At 65.6% G+C, this 19569-nt stretch carries 16 protein-coding genes; 6 read left to right on the plus strand and 10 right to left on the minus strand.

Annotated elements, in window-relative coordinates; genetic code table 11:
* Window position 1 precedes the first annotated feature (1 nt).
* From M2428_RS09735 to M2428_RS09765, 7 genes are all read right to left on the minus strand, one after another.
* Window positions 2-559 (minus strand): hypothetical protein, encoded by a 558-nt coding sequence (locus M2428_RS09735; RefSeq protein ID WP_277525749.1) that lies wholly within the window; start codon window positions 557-559, stop codon window positions 2-4.
* Between the two features lie 143 nt (window positions 560-702).
* Entirely contained in the window at window positions 703-2904 is a 2202-nt protein-coding gene (locus tag M2428_RS09740) for a transglycosylase domain-containing protein (protein ID WP_277525750.1), read from the minus strand.
* A 14-nt stretch (window positions 2905-2918) separates the two neighbouring features.
* On the minus strand, window positions 2919-3425 hold the full coding sequence (locus M2428_RS09745; RefSeq protein ID WP_277525751.1) for an LURP-one-related family protein: 507 nt from the start codon (window positions 3423-3425) through the stop codon (window positions 2919-2921).
* Between the two features lie 85 nt (window positions 3426-3510).
* On the minus strand, window positions 3511-4320 hold the full coding sequence (locus tag M2428_RS09750) for a MetQ/NlpA family ABC transporter substrate-binding protein (RefSeq protein ID WP_277525752.1): 810 nt from the start codon (window positions 4318-4320) through the stop codon (window positions 3511-3513).
* Window positions 4321-4401: 81 nt separating this feature from the next.
* The gene (locus M2428_RS09755; RefSeq protein WP_277525753.1) at window positions 4402-5103 is read right to left on the minus strand and encodes a methionine ABC transporter permease; all 702 of its coding nucleotides are present in this window, start codon (window positions 5101-5103) and stop codon (window positions 4402-4404) included.
* The gene (locus M2428_RS09760) at window positions 5100-6080 is read right to left on the minus strand and encodes an ATP-binding cassette domain-containing protein (RefSeq protein WP_277525754.1); all 981 of its coding nucleotides are present in this window, start codon (window positions 6078-6080) and stop codon (window positions 5100-5102) included. The genes M2428_RS09755 and M2428_RS09760 overlap by 4 nt, the downstream gene beginning before the upstream one ends.
* Before the next feature lie 293 nt (window positions 6081-6373).
* Window positions 6374-7483 (minus strand): HoxN/HupN/NixA family nickel/cobalt transporter, encoded by a 1110-nt coding sequence (locus tag M2428_RS09765; protein WP_277525755.1) that lies wholly within the window; start codon window positions 7481-7483, stop codon window positions 6374-6376.
* 214 nt (window positions 7484-7697) lie between these two features.
* Here M2428_RS09765 and M2428_RS09770 point away from each other — a divergent pair, with 214 nt between their 5' ends.
* Both M2428_RS09770 and M2428_RS09775 read left to right on the plus strand, forming a co-directional pair.
* Window positions 7698-8213, plus strand: a complete 516-nt coding sequence (locus tag M2428_RS09770; protein WP_277525756.1) for a DUF664 domain-containing protein — start codon at window positions 7698-7700, stop codon at window positions 8211-8213.
* A gap of 13 nt (window positions 8214-8226) precedes the next feature.
* The gene (locus M2428_RS09775; RefSeq protein ID WP_277525757.1) at window positions 8227-9345 is read left to right on the plus strand and encodes an aminotransferase class V-fold PLP-dependent enzyme; all 1119 of its coding nucleotides are present in this window, start codon (window positions 8227-8229) and stop codon (window positions 9343-9345) included.
* A gap of 51 nt (window positions 9346-9396) precedes the next feature.
* Here M2428_RS09775 and M2428_RS09780 read toward each other — a convergent pair whose 3' ends face one another.
* Together M2428_RS09780 and M2428_RS09785 are read right to left on the minus strand one after the other, a co-directional pair.
* Window positions 9397-10422 (minus strand): Gfo/Idh/MocA family oxidoreductase, encoded by a 1026-nt coding sequence (locus M2428_RS09780; RefSeq protein WP_277525758.1) that lies wholly within the window; start codon window positions 10420-10422, stop codon window positions 9397-9399.
* A 104-nt stretch (window positions 10423-10526) separates the two neighbouring features.
* A complete protein-coding gene (locus M2428_RS09785) occupies window positions 10527-11222 on the minus strand; it encodes a maleylpyruvate isomerase family mycothiol-dependent enzyme (protein WP_277525759.1) in 696 nt (231 codons plus the stop codon).
* A gap of 114 nt (window positions 11223-11336) precedes the next feature.
* On the opposite strand from M2428_RS09785, the gene M2428_RS09790 reads away from it, so the two are divergent.
* From M2428_RS09790 to M2428_RS09800, 3 genes are all read left to right on the plus strand, one after another.
* On the plus strand, window positions 11337-12158 hold the full coding sequence (locus M2428_RS09790) for a nuclease-related domain-containing protein (protein ID WP_277525760.1): 822 nt from the start codon (window positions 11337-11339) through the stop codon (window positions 12156-12158).
* 487 nt (window positions 12159-12645) lie between these two features.
* Entirely contained in the window at window positions 12646-16119 is a 3474-nt protein-coding gene (locus M2428_RS09795) for a choice-of-anchor D domain-containing protein (RefSeq protein WP_277525761.1), read from the plus strand.
* 204 nt (window positions 16120-16323) lie between these two features.
* Window positions 16324-16752, plus strand: coding sequence for a nuclear transport factor 2 family protein (locus M2428_RS09800; RefSeq protein ID WP_277525762.1), 429 nt, complete (start codon window positions 16324-16326; stop codon window positions 16750-16752).
* 1 nt (window position 16753) lies between these two features.
* Here the strand turns inward: M2428_RS09800 and M2428_RS09805 are convergent, their stop codons facing one another.
* The gene (locus M2428_RS09805; RefSeq protein ID WP_277525763.1) at window positions 16754-18223 is read right to left on the minus strand and encodes an HNH endonuclease signature motif containing protein; all 1470 of its coding nucleotides are present in this window, start codon (window positions 18221-18223) and stop codon (window positions 16754-16756) included.
* 324 nt (window positions 18224-18547) lie between these two features.
* On the opposite strand from M2428_RS09805, the gene M2428_RS09810 reads away from it, so the two are divergent.
* Window positions 18548-19546 carry a dienelactone hydrolase family protein gene (locus M2428_RS09810; RefSeq protein ID WP_277525764.1) on the plus strand — a complete coding sequence of 333 codons (999 nt, stop codon included), beginning with the start codon at window positions 18548-18550 and terminating at the stop codon, window positions 19544-19546.
* Window positions 19547-19569: the final 23 nt, after the last annotated feature.

Here is a 19569-nt window from a genome sequence, read left to right on the forward strand (position 1 = left end):
ATTAGTACCCCTTCACTTCCATGAGCGCTTCGGCCAGGATGATTGCCTCGCGTGCTTCCTTCAGATCGGTGAGCAGCCCCGTATCGGGAATGGCTCCGGTGGCAACGGTGGTGCCGGCGAGTTCAGAAAAGATGCTGCTCAACTCTTGGCGGTCCTGTGAGAGCATCCGGGACGACGTCAATTTGATTCTGCCCAGCTCAAGCTCCAGCAGTGCCTTGTCGATGGCCTCGCGCCGGCCTTGCATGACGGCCAGCTTTTCGGTGACGCGCTCGACACGGCCGCGCAGCATCGATTCCATCTTTCCTGCCACGATGTGGAGCTCGCACAGCGCGGTGTAGGACTGCGGGGACCCGGAGTGCGCGGCGAGCTGCTCACTGACGTAATGGCGCCGTCGTTCCCATTTCCGGACGGCGGATTCATATGGTCCCAACAGCAACGAGACCGCTGCCATCGCCTTGTCCAGCGAGCCGGCCCGCGTGCTCAGGCTGGTTGTGGCGGCGTCCAGCCGCGACAGGAAAGCGTCGTAGTTGTCCTGCGGCTGGGCGCTATCGGTAGTCACGAGCCACTCGCGTGCGGTGTCGCGAATCCCCTCGCCGGAATTTGCCCCCGTCTCTCATGGCAAGAGGATAGAGGCTCCGGGCCCGATGGTATAGCCCAATGGCATAAGGGGCAGATCCGGAGCCACAGCATCCCGGGCCAAGGTCAACGACACCGGGCGCGATCAAACCGGGGGAAGCACGGGGTACGGGGCGTGGACTGCTTCCGGGTCATGGATTCCGGTGGCTTCGGGAAGGCAGCAGCGGGGTAGTATCCGGCGACCTGCAGCATGTAGTTCGCCCACTGCGGGCCGGCGAGCATGTACCCGTCAATGGCCTTGTAGAACTTGCCTTTGACGGTGATGTTCTGGCCGGGCCGCTTCTGGCCCTGGAGGGTGTCGCCGAAGAAGGAGGCCGTGGCGAGGCCGGACGTGTAGCCCACTACCCAGGTGGCGCCGTTGGTATTGGAGGTGCCTGTCTTGGCCGCGGTCGGAAACTTGTCTTGGACCTTGGGTTTGATGTAAACGCCTGACCCGCGCTTGAGCACGTCCTGCAGCACGGCGTTCACACCGCGGGCGACCTCGGGCTTGATCGCACCATGACAGGCGCTGGTCTCGGCTGGCAGCTTCTGTCCCGCTGCGTCGGTTACTGCCGTGATCGCAATGGGTGTGCAGTATTTGCCGTCGTTGGCGAAGGTGGCAAACGCGTTGGCGAGATGGAGCGGGGCCACGCCGATGGCGCCGAGCAGGTTGCCCAGCTGGTGCATGTTGACCCGGGCGTTGTCCACACCGCTGTGGATCCCCACGGCGTCCACCATCTTCTGGATGCCGCAGAAGTCGAGTTGGGCGGCCTCGGCGAAAGTTGCCGTGTTGATGGAGTTGTAGAGGCCGTAGTTGACGGGCATCTTGCGGTAGTAACCCTCATCGTTGTTCTGGAGGTCATCCGCGGCGCCGAGGGCTCTCTGCGCCGTATTGTAGGCGCCGAGCACCCTGCCGCAGCTAGACCTCCACCGAAATCCGAGGGGATAGGACCGCCGTGAGGCGTCCACTATGGCGGTCAGGGGTCTTCCCTCGTTGAGCCATTCGGCGAATGTGAACGGTTTCATGGTGGAACCTGGCTGGAAGCCGCCGGCGCCGTTGAGGTCGTTGCCGTTGGCATCCTTGGAATCGACGTTGAAGTTCAGCTGGGTATCGAATTTTCCGGGCGCCGGGAGAAAGACGGTGTTTTGCGCCATCGCCAGGATTTTGCCCGTTCCGGGCGCGATCGAGACCATCGCAGCCCCCCATTTGTCCGGATTGGCGCCGGCCGTGGCATCGACCTGCGCCTGCGCCGGACCCTGCAGCCGGCTGTCCAGGGTGGTTCTGATGGTCAGGCCGCCGCGGAACAGCTTCCTTTCGCGCTCGGCAACATCCGCGCCGTAGGCCGGATTGTTGAGGATGAGGTGGGAAACGTAGTCGCAGAAGTACGGTGCCATTTCGGCGCCGGCGCATCCCTGCATCCCGGGGGTGATCTTAAGGTCCACCGGGGCGGCGACGGCGGCATCATGTTGCGCCTTGGAGATAGCGCCGTCGCTGAGCATTCTGCCGAGCACCTGGTTGCGTCGCTGGACGGCGTTTTCCGGATGGAGGGCAGGATTGTAGAAGCTGGGGCTGTTCACGAGGCCTGCCAGCAGGGCAGCTTGCGGCAGCGTGAGGTCCTTGGCCGTGGTGTTGAAGAAGTAGCGGGCCGCGGCTTCAATGCCGTAGGCATCCCGGGCGAAGAACACGATGTTCAAGTACCCCTCAAGGATCTGGTCCTTGGTGAACCTCTTCTCCAATTCGACGGCGAGCTTCATCTCGCGAATCTTGTCGGCCATGCTCTTTTGCCCGTTGAGGACAATCTGATCGCCCCTGTCCGCAGAGACGAGGGATTCATTGAGCACGTTGGTGACGTACTGCTGCGTCAGTGTGGAGGCGCCCTGCCTTCCGCCGCTGGTCAGGTTGGACACCAGCGCCCGGAGAATCCCCTGGGGGTCGATGCCGGCGTGCTCGTAGAAGCGGCGGTCCTCGATCGCGACGATCGCGTCCTTGACGTACGGGGACATCTGGTCCAGCTTGACCTTCACGCGGTTTTCCGCGAAGAAGGTGGCGATCGTTTTCCCGTCGGCGCTGAGCACCTTGGTCGACTCCGACGGCGGATCAACGGTCAGTTCCGACGGGAGGCCGTTGAACAATTTGATCGAATCGCTGACGGCGACGCCCGTCGCGGCCACGGTGGGCACAAAGAGGCTGGCCGCCAGTACGCCGCAGACCGCGCTCGCTGTCAAGAACCCGAATAGCCTCCAAAGGGTCGGGGCTAGAAGGGAGCGGGGTCGGTTCCTCGGCGCCATGTTCGCTGAACGGGCTAGGTCAAGGAGTCGATGGCGACGGTGATTGCCAGGATGAGCGGGACGTCCTGGCCTTCCGCCACTTCGACGCCGTAGGACTCCCGCACGCGGAACCACTTCTTCGAGATCGTGGCGACCGTGTGGCCGTCGCGCTCGATCTCGTACTCGTGGTCGACCATGTTCCCGTGCGCCTTCATATCGGCGCCGTCCTTCACATCAATGGCGAAGCGGTCCCGGATTCCGACCAGCGCCTTGTGGACCGTCGCGGCGGTGTCGCCGCCGCGCTCGATGGCGACCTTGTCCCGGATCGAGAGCTTGCGCTCCTGGATGCTCGCCACCTCGTTTCCCGAGGCGTCCTCCAAAACGAACGTGTTCCGGATTCGGACGGCCTTGCCATCGACCTTGTAGGCGCGTTGGCCGTGGTCGTCTTCAATCCAGAAGTCATCGCCAATCGACAGCAATTTCTCGCGCATCTGAAACCGCTGAGCTGCGGGTTCGTCATGGCGGCGGCGAAATAGTCCCATGCCCTGACCATAGGCCCGCCCCGCAGGCCGGCGCCTCATCCGAACCGGATGGTCCCGGGTGAGGCGCCGGGGAAGCGCCAAGCGGTTAGCTGGCCGGGATCACCAGGCCCTTGAACTTGGTCTGGATGAAATCCTTCATGTCCTGCGAGGTCAGGATCTTGTACAGCTTCTGCACACGCGGGTCATTCTTCATCTCGGCCTTCACGGCCAGGACGTTGTAGTAGGCGCTGTCCTTGCCCTCGACCAGCAGCTGCTTGTCGGCGCTCAGGCCGGCCGGAAGGGCAAATGCCAGAGTCACGATTGCCGCGTCCTTGTCATTGAGGGCCTGCGGCAGGCTGGCGTTTTCGATCTCCGTGAACTGGAGGTTTTTCGGGTTGGCCTTGATGTCCTTGAGCGTGATCGGGTTTTCACTGACGTCGATCAGTCCCTTGGACGCCAGCAGCTTCAGGGCCCGGGCCTCGTTGGTGGGGTCGTTGGGGATGGCGACCGAGGCGCCGTCGGGAAGGGCCGCAAGGTTGGCCACGTCATTGGAGTACAGGGCCATGGGCGGCAGATACACCTTGCCCACGCTGACGAGGCTCTTGCCGGAAGCCTTGTTGTAGGTCTCCATGAAGGTGGTGTTCTGGAACAGGTTGGCGTCGATGTCGCCGTCGCTCACAGCCGCGTTGGGCGTGTTGTAGTCGCTGAACTCCTTGTACTCCACGGTGAGGCCCTGTTTGGGGGCGAGCTCCCGCTGGACTTGCTTGAGCATGTCCCCGGCGGGCACCGCGAGGGCACCGACCTTGATGGTCTCGGTTGCCCCGCTTTGGCTGGCGGAAGTCGCGCCGCAGGCGGACAGCGCGAGGATGGCGGCCGCGCCGGTGGCGGCGGCCTTCAGGATTTGTGCACGGAACATTTGGGACTCTTTCGCAGAATGGGATGGGGTTTTGGGAGGAGGTTTTGCGGTTTTGGGTGGGGGTTGCGGTGCGGGCGGTGGCTACCGGTGGGACAGGCGCCGTGCCGCGAAGTTGCCCAGGGACTGGAAGACCTGCACCAGCAGGACCAGAAGGATGACAACGCCGAACATGTATTCCGGGCTGTAACGCTGGTAGCCGTAACGGAATGCGACGTCCCCGAGGCCGCCGCCGCCCACTGCGCCCACCATGGCCGAGTAGCCGATGAGTCCGACCACCGTGGTGGACAGCCCGAGCGCCAGGGCCGGGACTGCCTCGGCAACCATGACCTTGGTCAGGATGGTCCACCGGCTGGCGCCCAGCGACTGGGCGGCTTCGACGAGTCCCACTGGCACTTCGCGGATGCCTATCTCCACCAGCCGGGCGAAGAAGGGAATGCCGGCGATGGTCAACGGGACAATCGCGGCGGTCGGTCCGATGAAGGATCCAACCAGCAGGCGGGTAAACGGGATGAGCAGGATCATGAGGATGATGAAAGGGACGGACCTGCCAATGTTCACCACGACGTCGAGCACGCGGTTGACAGTGAGCCCGAGCGCGCGACTGCCGAAGAGCTTCGCCAGCAGGCCACCGGATTCGGTGGTCACGAGCAGGACGCCGGCGGCCAGGCCGAAGAGAACCGTGAACAGCAGGCTCAGGCCCACGGTATAAAACGTCTCACCCGCGCCCTTGAGGATCGTGTCCAGCAGGTCCGACCAAAAGTACGGGTCGTTACGGTCGATCACTTGACTACCTCCACGAAGAGTCCCTGGGAACGGAGATCGGCCACGGCGGCGGCCACGGTCCGCTCATCACCGGGCAGCTCCAGCCGGGTGCGGCCTGTCTGGAGTCCTCGGACGGTTTCAACTGCGGCACCCAGGATCCCGACGTCGATGCCATGTTTGCGCGCCAGCTGGGCGAGGACGGGCCGGTCGGTTTTGACTCCGCTAAAGGTGATGTCAACGATGGCGCTGGGCGTCTCCGGGATCTCTCCCATGGGGAACAGCGCCTGGCCCAACAAGGATTTTTCTGTCGTCAGCAACTGTTCCACGGGCCCCTGCTCAAGGATCCGTCCCCCGCTCATGACGGCGGCGGAGTCGCAAATCCGCTTCACGACATCCATTTCGTGCGTGATGAGCAGCACTGTCAGCCCAAGGTCCTTGCTCAGTTTCCGGATGAGATCAAGAATCTGCCGGGTGGTCTCCGGATCCAGTGCTGAGGTCGCCTCGTCGCTGACCAGTACTGAGGGGTTGGAGGCCAGCGCACGGGCAATGCCGACGCGCTGTTTCTGTCCGCCGGACAACTGTGCGGGGTAGGCGGAGGCCTTGCCGTGCAGGCCCACGAGTTCGAGGATCTCGAGAGCCCGGGTGCGCCTGGCTGCGCGCCCGGCGCCAGTGATCTCCAACGACAGTTCCACATTCGCCTGCACTGTCCTGCTGCTGAGCAGGTTGAAGTGTTGGAAGATCATGCCAATGTTGTGACGTGCTTCTCGCAGGGCTGCGCCGGACAGTGTGGTCATCTCGCGGCCATCGACCTTGACGCTCCCAGAATCCGGAAGCTCCAGGGAATTGATGGTGCGGATCAGCGTGCTCTTACCGGCGCCGCTCTGGCCAACGACGCCGAAGATCTCGCCGCGGGCGACGGACAGCGTGACGTCGTCGAGGGCCCGGACCGCAGTCGGCCCGGAGCCGTAGCTCTTCGAGACCTGGCTGACGGAAATCATGGATGTTGCTCCCTGTGGTGGCTGGAATCGTCACGGAAGCGCTTCCGCAAAATTGGGTGCGGACAACGTCCGCACCCATGCCTTAAATTCTGCCAATAAGGCGCTGGCGGCACAAAATCCGAATTTCCGCTCTTGAAAAGGGCTCCTGCGCCAAGATAATTCATCCGAACCGCGAAGATCAGCTCGGAAGCAGCCCGTGCGTCCGGAAGTGCCGGAGAACCGGGAACTCCACCGGCATCCATCGCATACTGAGAGACTCATCACATTGCTGGCCACTCTGCACCGCGGGGGCCTCAACTGGCGCCGGATTGGCTCCAGCGCTGCTCGATCCGGCCAAATTTCCAGACGGCGAGCGCGATCAGCCAGATGACCACGAAGAGTCCGACAATGATGTACCCGACGTTTTCCAGCTCCAGCGAGCCGATGGTGGCCGCCGGCCCTGATGCGATTCCCAGCTTGTCTGCCACGAGCCCGAGCAGCACGATGACGCCCACCACCAGGGCCACCACCACCGAGAGCACCGTGACTGTGAGGTTGTAGAACACCTTGCGGACCGGCTTGAGGAATGCCCACCCGTACGCCCTGGACATGAACACGCCGTCGGCGGTGTCGAAGATGCTCATTCCGGCGGCGAACAGCACGGGTAGGACCAGGATGGCGTACCAGGGCAAGGAGAAGGCCGCGGAACCCGCTGCGAGTAGGAGCAGGGCAATCTGGGACGCGGTGTCGAAGCCCAGGCCCATCAGCAGGCCGACCGGATAGACGTGCCATGGCTTGGCGATCCGGCGGATTGTTCCACCAAGCAGTCGAGCCAGGAAGCCCCGGTTGTTGAGCTGCTGCTCAAGCTCGGCCTCGTTCAGTTCGCCGGTGCGCATCCCGCGGAAGACCCGGACGATGCCAATCACCGAGACAAGGTTCACCAGCCCGATCAGGATCAGGAATGTCCCAGCGACGGCGCTTCCCACCAGCCCTAGTGTCTGTATGAGAGCCGAGTCCTCGTTTTGCACGCTGCCGGCCATCGATCTCACGCCGAGGGCCAGGAGCAGCGCCGCGCCGAACACGACGGTCGAGTGGCCCAGCGAGAACCAGAAGCCCACCCCCAGCGCGGCCTGTCCCTCGCCGACCAGCTTGCGGGTGGTGTTGTCGATGACGGCGATGTGGTCGGCGTCGAACGCGTGCCGCACTCCCAACAGAAAGGCGGTAACGCCCAGCCCCACCCCGTACACGCCGGAGCGGCCCAAGGCGAAGTTCTGCGGAGCCACGGCCAGCGTCAGCACACTCCAGCCGACCAGATTGAGCAGGATGACGAAGCCGGTGATGCCCGCGAGATGGAACTTGTCCCGGCGTTCCCAGCGACTGCTTGTCGGTCGCTCCGGCTGCGCTACAGGCAACAAGTTGCTCATAGTTCGTAAGGGTAGGCGCGGGGGTGGCCGCTGCCAAGGCCTCGCGGACTGTGCCCGGCCGGGTTGCCGCAGGCTTTACCTTCGCGTGCGCCGGAGAGACGGAGATGCTCGGCCCTATCCGCGGCTGCGGCCGCCATGCAAGCATGGGGCTCACCGATCATGCACAGCACTCGATGATGAACAGCACTTCGATCATGAACAGCGAGGGGACTCGATGAAATCCAATGAACTGCTGCTGGACGCCTTCGGCAGGATCCATGAGACGGTGGCCGACGCCGTGGCAGGGATCGACGATGCCACTTTGCTCCGACGGCCCGCAGGCACCGGGAACTCGATGGCCTGGCTCATCTGGCACCTCGGCCGGGTCGAGGACGCGCAGCTGGCTTCGGCCGCTGGCCTTGACCAGGTCTGGACCTCGCAGGGGTTTGCCGCCCGCTTCGACCTGCCCCTTTCCAAGCGGGACACCGGCTACGGCCATACGAGCGGACAGGTCGACGCGGTGCAGGCACCGCCGGAGCTGTTGCTCGAGTACTACGACGCTGTTCACCGGCAGACAGTGGAATTCCTGAAGACGCTCGGCGACGACGACTTCGACCGCATCGTCGATACCCGCTGGAACCCGCCCGTCACGCTCGGGGTACGGCTGGTCAGCACGATTGCCGATTGCCTCCAGCACGTGGGGCAGGCGGCCTACGCGAGGGGCCTGAACCCCGCACACGGGCACGGTTAGGACGGTCCCTGCCATGGACGCCGCCGACATCCGCCAGCTCTTCCCCGGGCTCAAGGACACGATCTATCTCAACACCGCGACCATGAATGTCGGCTCCGCCCCCGCCCGGGAGGCCTACGAACTGGCGGTCGAGCGCTGGTCTGCCGGCCGGTTCGACTGGTTGGAAGCCGAACGGGCAGGGGAGGACGCCCGTGCCATGTTCGCGGAGATCGTCGGCGCCACGGCCGGGGAGATCGCAATCGTTCCGGCTGTGAGCTCAGCCGCCGGGATCGTGGCCGCCAACCTGCCGCCCGCGAAGCACGGCGAGAACGTGGTGGTCGCCGAGAACGAATTCGTCTCGAACTACTATCCCTGGCTCCTGCTGCGGGAGCGCGGCCACGAGGTCCGCACCGTGGCACCGGGCGGCGACGGCGTGACGGCCGAGGCGTTTGGGCAGGCGGCCGACGGCGGCACGCGCCTGATCGCGGTAAGCGCCGTTCATTCGGCCAACGGTTACCGGGCCGACCTGGCCGCGCTCAGCCGGGTCGCTGCCCGCTCCGGCGCATGGTTTTTCGTCGACGCCTGCCAGGCGGCGGGCGCGGTGCCGCTGGACGTCGTGCGAGACGGCGTGGATTTCCTGGCCGCAGCCAGCCACAAGTTCCTGCTCGGCTCCCGGGGCATGGGCTACCTCTATGTCCGCAGCGGGCTGCTGGACCGCCTCCAGCCCATCGGCCCGGGCTGGAAGGCCGCCCGCAACCCGGCCGAGAGCTTCTACGGACCGGCCATGGACCTCTCACCCACGGCATCGAAGCTCGATGCCTCGTTGGCGTGGTTTCCCGCCCTGGCCGAGCAGGCGGCCCTCGGCATCTTCCGCCGGTTCGGCGTCAACGCCTTGCTCGAACGCAACGCCCGGCTCGCGCTTCGCCTGCAGGACGCCCTGGCGGCGGAGGGCTCCGACTTCCGGCCCTTCACCGAGCAGCACCGCTCGACCATGGTCTCCGTTGCCGTGAGAGACACCGAGGCGGTCGTGGCGCGGTTCCGCCAGGCCAACGTGGTGGCGTCGGTCCGGGAGGGCAGGATCCGGCTGGCCGTACATTTCTACAACGTGGAAGAAGAGCTCGACCGCGTGGCCGAGTTGATCGGACGCGGCTGAACGGAGCCGGACATGCCTCTCATGGCGCTGGGTCGGTGAGGCGCGCCTGTCCTACTTCTTGTCGCTGCTGTAGGTGAGGCCGATCTGGCGCCTGACTTCGTCCAAGGCCTCCATGACCTGAACGCTCTGCCGGGGCGGCAGGATGTCGTTGGCAGTGGCGCGCGCCGCAATGAGCCGCTCCATTTCCCGCGCCTGGTATTGCATTCCGCGGCCGGTGACGGGCTCTTCGAAGCGCTCGGCGAGGTTGCCGTCGGCGTCGTACCGGGTGAAGGCCGTGTGCTCGTACCAGACTGACGGGATCTCGATTCGGCCTTCGGTGCCGATGATCGAGGCCTGGTTCGGACCCGCTGTGTCCAGGGCGCAGTGCAGCACGGCCTGCTGCCCGTCCCCATACTCGAAAATCATGGCGGTCTGCCGGTCAACACCGGTTTCAGTCATGCTGGCTGCTGCCCGGATGCTGGCCGGGGCTCCGAAGACGTCGAAGGCGAAGGACACGGGGTAAATGCCCAGGTCCAGGAGCGCCCCGCCGCCCAGTGCAGGGTCGTTGAGGCGGTGCGTCGGATCCTTGGGCAGATTTTGGTTGTGGTCCGCAATTACTGTCCGGATGTCGCCCAGCGCGCCGGATCGAATCAGTTCACGGATACGGACCATGTGCGGAAGATAGCGGGTCCACATGGCCTCAAGCGCGATCAGTCCCTTCGACTCGGCGAGCTCCAAAATCTCCCGGGCCTGCCAGGCGTTCATGGCGAAGGGCTTTTCAATCAGCACGTGTTTGCCGGCGCCCAGGGCCAACAGCGCATTTTCGTGGTGGAACGGGTGCGGTGTCGAAATGTAGACAATATCGACGTCCGGGTCGGCCACGAGGTCCTCGTAGCTTCCATGGGAAGAGGGGATCTGAAACCGGGCCGCGAACTCCCTAGCCGACGCCAGGTTTCGGGAGCCCACGGCCTGGACCAATGAGCCGTTGCCAATCAGGTCCGGCGTTTGCAGCCCGGCGATGAACCCTGTGCCGAGGATGCCCCACCTCGGAACGGGCTGGGCGAGATCTGCGGTATCGGGGGTGGCGTGGGCTGACATGCGGTGGGTTCCCTTCGGGCTGTGGTCACGAAAGCGTCGGGCGCCTCTAGTTGCGTCGGCAGCTTCCCAGGACGTGTTCGTATCCTAAGCCCGAAATCCGTGGCTCACGGTGTGAGCGGGCCCAGAAGCACGCGCAGGGCAGCATCGGCATCACCTTCAATGAGGGCGACATCTTCCAGGTCGGTTCGGCCCCACAGGCCCAGGTACATGGCGGGCATTGGGGCGGAGATCGATGCCACGGCCGGACCCGGGCCCAGTGTCCAGCCGGCGGCCCCGGGCACCTGGAAGGTCACGGCCTTGGCCGGGTGCCGCATCCGGCCCAGTCGCAGCTGGCGCGGCGCGAACATGGCCAGGACCTCGTCGACGCCGTCGAGCATGAAGTCGTCCCCCATAACGGGGATCTCCAGGCCAAGCGCCTGGCAGGCGTCGATGAAGTGGATGGAGTGTTCGTGGGCCTGGCGCCGAAGCCAGAATCCGGCCGTGTGCGGCGGCGGGCCGAAATCCCAACACGGGTTCTCGGGGTCAAGTGCCGTCATGGTCTCGAGGAAGGGTTCCGTGCCCTCGAGGAACCAGACCGCGGCGCCCTCGGCCGGCGGTGCCGGTTCTTTGACGAAGGCGCCCCCGCGAACCACGGCGGCGGCCCAGCGCTCGATTGATCCGAGATGCCCTAATAGTTGCTCGAGCGTCCAGCCAGGGCATGCCGGAACGGTGAGGGCAAGCCGGTCCTCCGGCTGCCGGGCGAGCGTGCCGAGATGGTCCAGAAAGCCGGCCAGCTCGGCCAGGTATCGATCGGGCGACATGCGTTGAGCCTAGCGCGACGAAGCAAAGATTCCGGCGCGCCGCGACCGCCTCCTTGCGGGCCGGGCTTGTGCGCCTAAACTGCCTCGCATGCGTCCCACCCGAGCGTCGCGGCAATGAGCGGATATCCGGCGTCGGCGCCGCTGACTGAGCGGTTTGCGGCCCAGTCCGTGATCGAGGAGCTGCTGGCAGTCCAGGGGCTCGTTCCGCCGCGTTCGCTGCTCCGGCGGGTGTTCGGTGCCAGTCCGTTGAGCGACGCCAGCTGGCCCTGGTACCGGGGTGCGCTGGGCGAGATCGCCGTGGGCAGGGTTCTGGCAAGGCTCGGGCCCGAATGGCTGGTGCTGCATGCCGTCCCCGTGGGCTCGGGCTGGGCGGACATCGATCATGTGTTGGTCGGTCCCGCCGGCGTCTTCACCCTCAACACAAAGAACCATGCGGGCCAAAATATCTGGGTAGCAGGGCAAACCCTGATGGTCTCAGGAAAGAAACTCCGCCACCTCTACAACTCCGCGCACGAGGGCGCCCGGGCCTCGAAACTGCTCAGCACTGCAGTGGGCGCCGCCGTCGACGTCACAGCGGTCGTGGTGATCGTGGAACCCAAGCGGCTGACCATCAAGGAGAAGCCGCGCGAGGTGATTGTGCTGAGCGACCGGCAGCTCCTGGGTTTTCTGCAACGGCGCATAGCTGTGCTGGACGCGGAACAGGTCCAACGCGTCGCTGCCGCTGCCGTGAATGCCCGGACCTGGCACACGAAGCCCGCCTTGTCAGGCAAACCGGATGAACTCAAGACGAACTTCGCTGCCCTCCGGCGGTTGGTTGATCAGGCACGACGGCGCCGGGTTGCGTGGGTGCTTGGTGTTCCTGCCGCGGGCTTTTTGCTGTTGGCCACGGCAAGTCCGCTGAGTGCGGCAATCCTGCCCGCATTGATGAACCGGTAGGGGAGAGACCCCTCCGGCGAAAGGCTGCGCGCTTCCCTTGGCTGCGCGCTTCCCTTGGCTGCGCTATGTGCGGCCGCTGCCCCGCGCCTGAAATTGATGCGCTGCCGCGCCAGAGCGAGGGACGTCTCTGCCCGGCATTTCCGGCGAAGCAAGTAGGCACTTGCGTTCGCCCAAGTAGCCGCCAAGTAGCCACCGGAAAAAAACGCGAATCACCCCCGAGAAGTCGAGTAGCATCCACTCGCGCGTTCCCCAAGCCCCGCTTTTAGGCTCCGAAGTACTGGGTTAATAAAGTCAATGTAGTGGTCAGAAACGGGTCTCAACCATGGGTGATCAAACAGAAACTTGGGTGTCGTCCGGCCATTTAAGTGGCCGTCAACGCGGTGGACGGATGGGAGGGCCGCCGCATCGCCGGAAGCATCGAGCGGCCCCAATCCGCGCAACTTGGTCCCGGCAACGCCCGTGGTCCCGAGGTGCCTGGGCGTCCCTGTTGTCAGCATCGCTCGCACTTGCCGGGCTGTCACTGACCGGGCCCGCCGTCGCGGACGTGGGGACCATCGCCTACGATTCACTGCGGTCTGGCTGGGACAAGGACGAGCCCGGGCTCTCGCCGTCGGCGGTCGCCTCCTCGAACTTCGGCAGGCTATTCTCCGCGAAAGTGGATGGACAGGTGTACGCCCAACCACTCGTAGTCGGCAGTACCGTGATTGCCGCGACGGAAAACAACGCGGTCTACGGGCTGGACAGCGCCACGGGCGCTGCAAAGTGGACTCGCAAACTCGGGCCAGCGTGGCCGGCCTCGACGGTGGGCTGTGGTGACCTCACACCCAATATCGGAATCACTTCCACTCCCGTCTACGACCCGGTGACGAAGAGCGTCTACCTGCTTGCGAAGACGAATGACGGCGCAAATGCCAAGCTCCCGCACTGGTACATGCACGCCCTGGATGTGGTGACCGGAGCGGAAAAACCCGGGTTCCCCGTCGTCATCGAGGGCGCGCCGACAAACGACCCCACCCGCCCATTCAACCCGATGACAGCGATGCAGCGTCCCGGGCTGCTGCTCTTGAACGGGGTCGTGTATGCGGGATTTGCCAGCCACTGCGACTACGCGCCTTTCGTCGGCTATGTCGTCGGCGTATCGACTGCCGGCCGGCAGACGACGATGTGGGCGACCGAATCGGGCAACGCCAACGCGGAGGGAGGTATCTGGCAATCCGGCGGAGGACTGGTGTCCGACGGTCCCGGTCAGATCCTGCTCACCACGGGGAACGGCATTTCCCCCAAACCAGGTCCGGGAACAAACCCGCCCTCTACTCTGGCAGAGGCGGTGGTCCGGCTCCGGGTCGGCAGTGACGGCAACCTGGACCCCACCGATTTCTTCAGCCCAGCCAACAACGCGAAGCTGAACCTCAACGACGCCGATCTGGGAGCCGGCGCGCCCGTCGCGATCCCGGACGGCTACGGCACCGCTGCACATCCGCACCTGCTGGCCCAAATCGGCAAGGACGGCACCATGTACCTGCTGGACCGGGACAACCTGGGCGGCATGGCGCAGGGGCCGGGCGGAACCGACGCCGTCCTGGACAAAGCCGGTCCATACAACGGAGTGTGGGGAAAGCCGGCGTTTCTCGGGACCAGCACCGGTGGATACGTCTACGTCGTCGAGAGCAACGGGTACCTTCGCGCGTTCAAGCTAGTGCCGAGCGCTGCGGGCGGGGTCAGCCTCGCCGCCGTTGGGACGTCCACCGGCACGTTCGGATTCAGCTCGGGTACGCCGGTGGTGACGTCCTCCGGTACGGACGGGTCCTCGGCCTTGGTTTGGGTGGTCTACGTCAGCGGAGGCACGGGGGCCGGTGCGGAACTGCGCGCCTACCGTGCACTCCCGGACAACACCGGGAACCTGAAGGAGGTGTTTAGCGCCCCATTGGGTACCGGGGCCAAGTTCTCCTCGGTGGCCACCGACCGGGGCCGGGTATACGTCGGCACCAGGGACGGGCAGGTCATAGGCTTCGGTGCTCCGACAACGTCAGCGGTTGGGGCAACGAACACCGATCTGGGCACAGCCCCAGTGGGCTCTACCCGCACGGGGACCGTGACGATCACGGCGTCGCGGGCGGTGACGGTCAACACCATTACAGCCAGTGCCCCGTTCGATCTTGGAGCGACGCTGACGTTGCCTCGGACGCTGGCGAAAGGCGGCAGCATGACGGTCCCCGTGACGTTCTCGCCGGCGGTTCCGGGCCAGGCAGACGGCACACTCACGGTCAAGACGGCCGACGGCGAGACCAACCTTCTCGGCGTCCACGGTGTCGGTACCAAGGACGGGCTGGGCGCGACGCCGGCGGCGGTGCAGTTCACTGATGTCCCAACAAAAACGGTCAGCCGGGGGACGGTAAATATCGTCAACACCGGCACGACCGTCGCCAAGATCACCGGAGTTACATTGCCGGCTAACGCACAGCTCAGCGTCGACCCCGCCACGGTGCCGGTCGTGGGGCGGACAGTCCAGCCACTCGCGTCGCTTGCCGTGTCCATATTGTTCAGTCCCACGTCGGCGGGTCCGGTGACCGATTCTCTCGTCGTCGCCAGTGACCGCGGGAACGTGACCGTAAAGGTGGCCGCGACCGCCGTCTCCGGCGCGGCGCACCTGCAAATGCCTGGCGCAATGGACTTTGGTGATGTCCCCGTCGGGACCTCAGTCACCCGGGCTTTCCAGATCACGAACACCGGCAACGTCCCCATGACCATCACCAAGGCGAAGGCGCCGCAGGGGGCCTTCTCCACAGACAGTCCCATCGCCGAGGGGTTGAAGATACCCGCAGGTGAGTCTGCTTATCAGTCCGTGACGTTTACTCCGACGAAAGTGGGTCAGGCCGGAACACTGGACACTTTCTACCTGCTCACTGCGGACGACGGCCAAGGCGCGCTCAAGACGATGCTCACAGGGAAGGGCACGGACGACCCGATAGCTGCCTACGCGTGGAAGGTTGGCGCCGGCGACCCGCGGTCGGACCTTGGCCGGTCGCTGGCCTTGGAGTATGACGTGGCAGGCGGGAAATGCCAGGACTATGTGAGAGGCGTGATCTGCTGGTCACCGTCTACCGGGACGCATGCGCTCCTGGGTGGGATTTACGGGCGCTTTAAGGCCGCCGGCGGTGCCGCCGGTGCGCTCGGCTTCCCGACCACCGACGAGAAAGCTACCCCGGACGGGGTGGGGCGGTACGTCCACTTCTCCGGTTCGGGTGGGTCCTCAATTTATTGGACGCCGACGACCGGGGCACACGATATCCAGGGTGAAATTCGCGCTAAATGGGCATCGCTAGGCTGGGAGGCAGGACCGCTGGGCTATCCGACCACCGACACGAAGAGCTCGCCGGACAAGATAGGGAAGTACAACCATTTCTCGGGTGTGGTTGGGCACTCGATTTACTGGTCGCCGAAGACAGGGGCGCACTGGATCAGCGGTGCGATCCGGACCAAGTGGGGGTCCCTGGGCTGGGAGACAGGGCCGCTGGGCTATCCGACCACCGACGAGAAGGCCTCGCCGGACAAGATAGGGAAGTTCAACCATTTCTCGGGTACGGTCGGGCACTCCATCTACTGGTCACCGAAGACGGGGGCGCACTGGATCGCCGGTGCGATCCGCACCGATTGGGGGTCCCAGGGCTGGGAAACCGGACCGCTGGGCTATCCGACTACCGACGAGATGGCCACGCCGGACGGGGTGGGGCGGTACAACCACTTCTCGGGTGCGGTTGGGCACTCGATCTACTGGTCGCCGAAGACGGGGGCGCACTGGATCGCCGGTGCGATCCGATCCAGGTGGGCATCGCTTGGCTGGGAGAGAAGCCGACTGGGCTATCCGACTAGGGACGAGTACTCGGTTTCCGGCGGCCGGGCATCGGACTTTCAGCGCGGCCGCCTGACCTGGAACTCGACCACCAGGCAGGTCACTGGATAGCGGTTTCCGACGCCAATAGGGTCCGGAGCTTCCGGACCCTATTGGCGTGTGGACTCGATTGCGCTGGACCTGATCGGCCTGGTAGCGGGCGAGAACGGCGAGGGCTGATGATGGAGGCAGGCGGATTTCCGGCAGCATTGCGGTTCATCATCGCGCCGGTGCATGAGACCGCGCACAAGCTCTGCCGCGTCGAGGAGTGATCTGATGAACCAAGATATCCAACGCCTGCTTGCTGCGTTCAATGACCACGACCTTGAGGCAGCCGCCGCGTTGTTTCATGAGTCGTACAACAGCGTGCAACCGGCCCACCCGGCCAGGGCATTTGTGGGACGGGCGCAGATGCACGCGAACTGGGCGGCGATATTCGCTGGCATTCCCGATTTTCACGCAGAAGTGCTCCGCTCCGTGGATGACGGTAACACCACGTGGAGCGAATGGTCCTGGGCCGGCACCCGCACCGACGGGCAACCCTTCGACATGCGCGGCGTGACGATCTTCGAGATGGAGGACGGCTTCATAACGGGCGGAACGCTGTACATGGAAGAGCTTGAACGAGAGGCCGTGGGCATCGCAGAGACCGTCCAGACACTGACGGGCCGCCTGCCGGAGCAGTCCACGGGCGCAGCGGACTGAGTTAGTTGGACTCAGGCGGCCGGAGGAAGGCTGCGCGCGCGTCGACGCGTTTTGGCCTGGTTCCGGAGCTGGCGCCGTGGCGGGATACCGGCTGGTCTGTGGCTGTTGAGCCGGGCGGCGTCCCCGGGAGGGGTGGCGCGGTGGAGCGGTAGGTGTGGCCGGTGGGGGTGTTGAGTTCGATGGTGTGCCGGTCGCCGCTGCTTGAGGCGGATCTTGGTATGGCGCGTGCTCGCCAGCCGGGGGCTTCTTTGGTGTGGTTGCAGGCTTCGCAGAGGCCGGCGCCGTTGGCCTGGGTGGTGGGTCCGCCGTGGTGCCAGGGGATGATGTGGTCCAGATGCCGGATCGGGGCGTCGCAGTAGGGGGTGCGGCAGGTGTCGTCCCTGGCCTGAATGAAGCGGCGGAGCCCTGCCTGGAAGATCCTGGCCCGGGAGTCCATCGCGACGAGCTCGCCGGTGCCCGGGTGGGTGTAGAGCCGGCGGAGAAAGACGCCGAATGTGCTGTCTTTGGCCTTGGTGCCGGTGATGAGGGCGCGGGCCCAGCCGGCGGGGACGGTGCCGTAGCCGGGGATCCGGGCCGGCTCACTGTCGCCCTGGAAGAGGGTACGGTCGGTCATGACGAGCTGGATCTCCACCCCGGTGATCCCGCCCGGGGTGCCGGTGCAGCGGTCCACGAGGGTGTCGGCCATGGCCTGGCCGCGGCCCCTGGGGTCCCCGGCGGCCCGCAGGGTGTCGGCGTGCCGGCCCAGGGCGGTGTAGATGCCGACGCCGGCGGTGACCGGGAGCAGGGCGGTGAGGTAGCACATGGTGTCCGGGGCCGGGCGGAGGCTGACATGCCGCTCACCGGCGGCGTGCGCGGCGCGGTCGGTGACGGTGCGCGGGTCCAGCCGGTACGCGGCGGCCCGGGCGGTGGCCACCAGCCGCCGGTCCCCGGCCCCCGCGAGGGCCCCCGTGTCGGGCGCGAGGTCCGCGTCGACGGCGGCCCGGTCCGCGGCGGTCAGGCACGCGGTCTCGCGCACCAGCAGGGTGGCGCGCCATTCGTTCAGCTGCCCGGACTCGAGCGCAGCGAGGGTGTGCGGCATCTCCGTCACCAGGGCCTTGGCCAGGCCCAGGAGCCGGCCGCCCTTGGCAGGGGATTCGTGCCGGGCCAGGGCGAGCTGCGCACCGACCCCGGCACCGCGCTGCTCCGCGGGGATCCCGGCCGCACGCTGGTCGCGGCGCTGGGAGGCATCAAAAGAGACCGCGATCCGGGCCTGCAGGGCCGCCGATGCCGACTTCACGTCCTCGAGTACCCGGAGCTGGTCGATCATCCCCGCGCTGTCCGTGGCCGGACGGATCGCGGACACCAAACGGACCAGGTCCTCGACGGCCGCCGCCACAGTGACCGGCCCGGACGCCGCACCGCCCCCGGCACGACGGAGGCCGGTCTCGCCGCCTCCTGCCGGAACCACTTCGGGCCCCTGATTGCCGTCCATAGTTCAAGTCTCCCGTGGGGGTCTGACATTTAACGAAGAGCCAGAAGGGCGGACAGGCGGCGGCAGTGACTGGCCCGCGCGACGGTCTGCGGTTGGCTCTTGTGGCGACCGCGCCCGGCGCGACGGAGGCCAGCCTCGCCGCCTCCTGCCGGAACCACTTCGGGCACCTGATTGCCTCGCGACCTACGACAATTTGGATCTGCGCGTGCATGGTTGGACCACAGAGGCAGAGTTGGCTGATCGAATTCCTTCACGGCGTCCAGATTGAACCGCCTGGCGGTTCTCCCTGCAAGACCCTTGCCCGAAATCTGACTTCGGAGGAGGATGATCGGCACACTGGAGGAGGCCGTCATGACGCAGCTTGGCAAGTTTGAGAAGTACCTGATTGAGGAATTTTTCGACGATTACCGCTCCGGCGCCATGAGCCAGCGTACGTTCACGCGCCGAGTGGCGTTCATCATGGGCAGCATGGCCGCTGCCTCGGCAGCGATGCTTCTGGTTGGCTGCACGCCCGACGAGGTTCCCCGCAGCACGGACCCCATGCCGACGCCGGCAGAGTCCTCTCCCGGGAGCGGTAGCGCGTCCGCGGGCGCGGTGCCAGGGGCCAAGAGCCCGCTGTCCGTCCCAGAGGGGGCGGCCGGACTCACGACGGCGACCGTGCAATTCGCAGCAGGCGGCACCGACATCAGCGGCTATCTCGCCCGGCCTGAAAATGGGACCGCCGGGCCGGCCGTGCTGATCTGCCACGAGAACCGCGGGCTGACACCCCACATCCAGGATGTGGCACGCCGCTTCGCCAAGGCCGGGTACGCGGCACTGGCCCTGGATCTGCTGAGCCGGGAAGGCGGCACCGCGGGCATGGACCCCGATGCGGTCCCGGGAGCACTGACTCAGGCGGGGGCCCAGCGTCACGTCTCCGATTTCGCCGCCGGATTCGACTACCTGAACACCCAAAAGTTCGTTGACAAGGGGCGGATCTCCATGAACGGCTTCTGCTTCGGCGGCGGCATCACCTGGCAGTCGGCGACGGCGATCCCGGGCCTGAAGGCGACCTCAGCGTTTTATGGACCCGCGCCTGATCTGGACAAGCTAACGGCCATCAAGGCGGCTGTCTTTGGCGTCTACGCCGAAAAGGACCAGCGGATCACCGGAGCCATGCCGGCACTCCGGGATGCCTTGGACAAGACCGACGTTCGGCACGAGCTCAAGATCTATCCCGGCGTGGACCACGCCTTCCACAATGACACGGGGCCGCGCTACAACCAGGAGCAGGCCACCGCCGCGTGGAACGATACCCTCGCTTGGTTCGGCAAGTACGTGTGAGTGGCGTGGTCGCCCGGAACACG

This window comes from Arthrobacter sp. ES3-54 (assembly GCF_029504395.1).
In the GTDB taxonomy this organism is placed as follows: Bacteria; Actinomycetota; Actinomycetes; order Actinomycetales; family Micrococcaceae; genus Arthrobacter.

Excerpts from the sequence above, each read along its gene's own strand:
- M2428_RS09800 (WP_277525762.1), top strand. The coding sequence starts at position 16,324 with ATGAACCAAGATATCCAACGCCTGCTTGCTGCGTTCAATGACCACGAC.
- M2428_RS09810 (WP_277525764.1), top strand. The coding sequence starts at position 18,548 with ATGATCGGCACACTGGAGGAGGCCGTCATGACGCAGCTTGGCAAGTTT.
- M2428_RS09740 (WP_277525750.1), bottom strand. The coding sequence starts at position 2,904 with ATGGCGCCGAGGAACCGACCCCGCTCCCTTCTAGCCCCGACCCTTTGG.
- M2428_RS09760 (WP_277525754.1), bottom strand. The coding sequence starts at position 6,080 with ATGATTTCCGTCAGCCAGGTCTCGAAGAGCTACGGCTCCGGGCCGACT.
- M2428_RS09775 (WP_277525757.1), top strand. The coding sequence starts at position 8,227 with ATGGACGCCGCCGACATCCGCCAGCTCTTCCCCGGGCTCAAGGACACG.
- M2428_RS09745 (WP_277525751.1), bottom strand. The coding sequence starts at position 3,425 with ATGGGACTATTTCGCCGCCGCCATGACGAACCCGCAGCTCAGCGGTTT.
- M2428_RS09785 (WP_277525759.1), bottom strand. The coding sequence starts at position 11,222 with ATGTCGCCCGATCGATACCTGGCCGAGCTGGCCGGCTTTCTGGACCAT.
- M2428_RS09805 (WP_277525763.1), bottom strand. The coding sequence starts at position 18,223 with ATGGACGGCAATCAGGGGCCCGAAGTGGTTCCGGCAGGAGGCGGCGAG.
- M2428_RS09770 (WP_277525756.1), top strand. The coding sequence starts at position 7,698 with ATGAAATCCAATGAACTGCTGCTGGACGCCTTCGGCAGGATCCATGAG.
- M2428_RS09765 (WP_277525755.1), bottom strand. The coding sequence starts at position 7,483 with ATGAGCAACTTGTTGCCTGTAGCGCAGCCGGAGCGACCGACAAGCAGT.
- M2428_RS09750 (WP_277525752.1), bottom strand. The coding sequence starts at position 4,320 with ATGTTCCGTGCACAAATCCTGAAGGCCGCCGCCACCGGCGCGGCCGCC.
- M2428_RS09780 (WP_277525758.1), bottom strand. The coding sequence starts at position 10,422 with ATGTCAGCCCACGCCACCCCCGATACCGCAGATCTCGCCCAGCCCGTT.
- M2428_RS09790 (WP_277525760.1), top strand. The coding sequence starts at position 11,337 with ATGAGCGGATATCCGGCGTCGGCGCCGCTGACTGAGCGGTTTGCGGCC.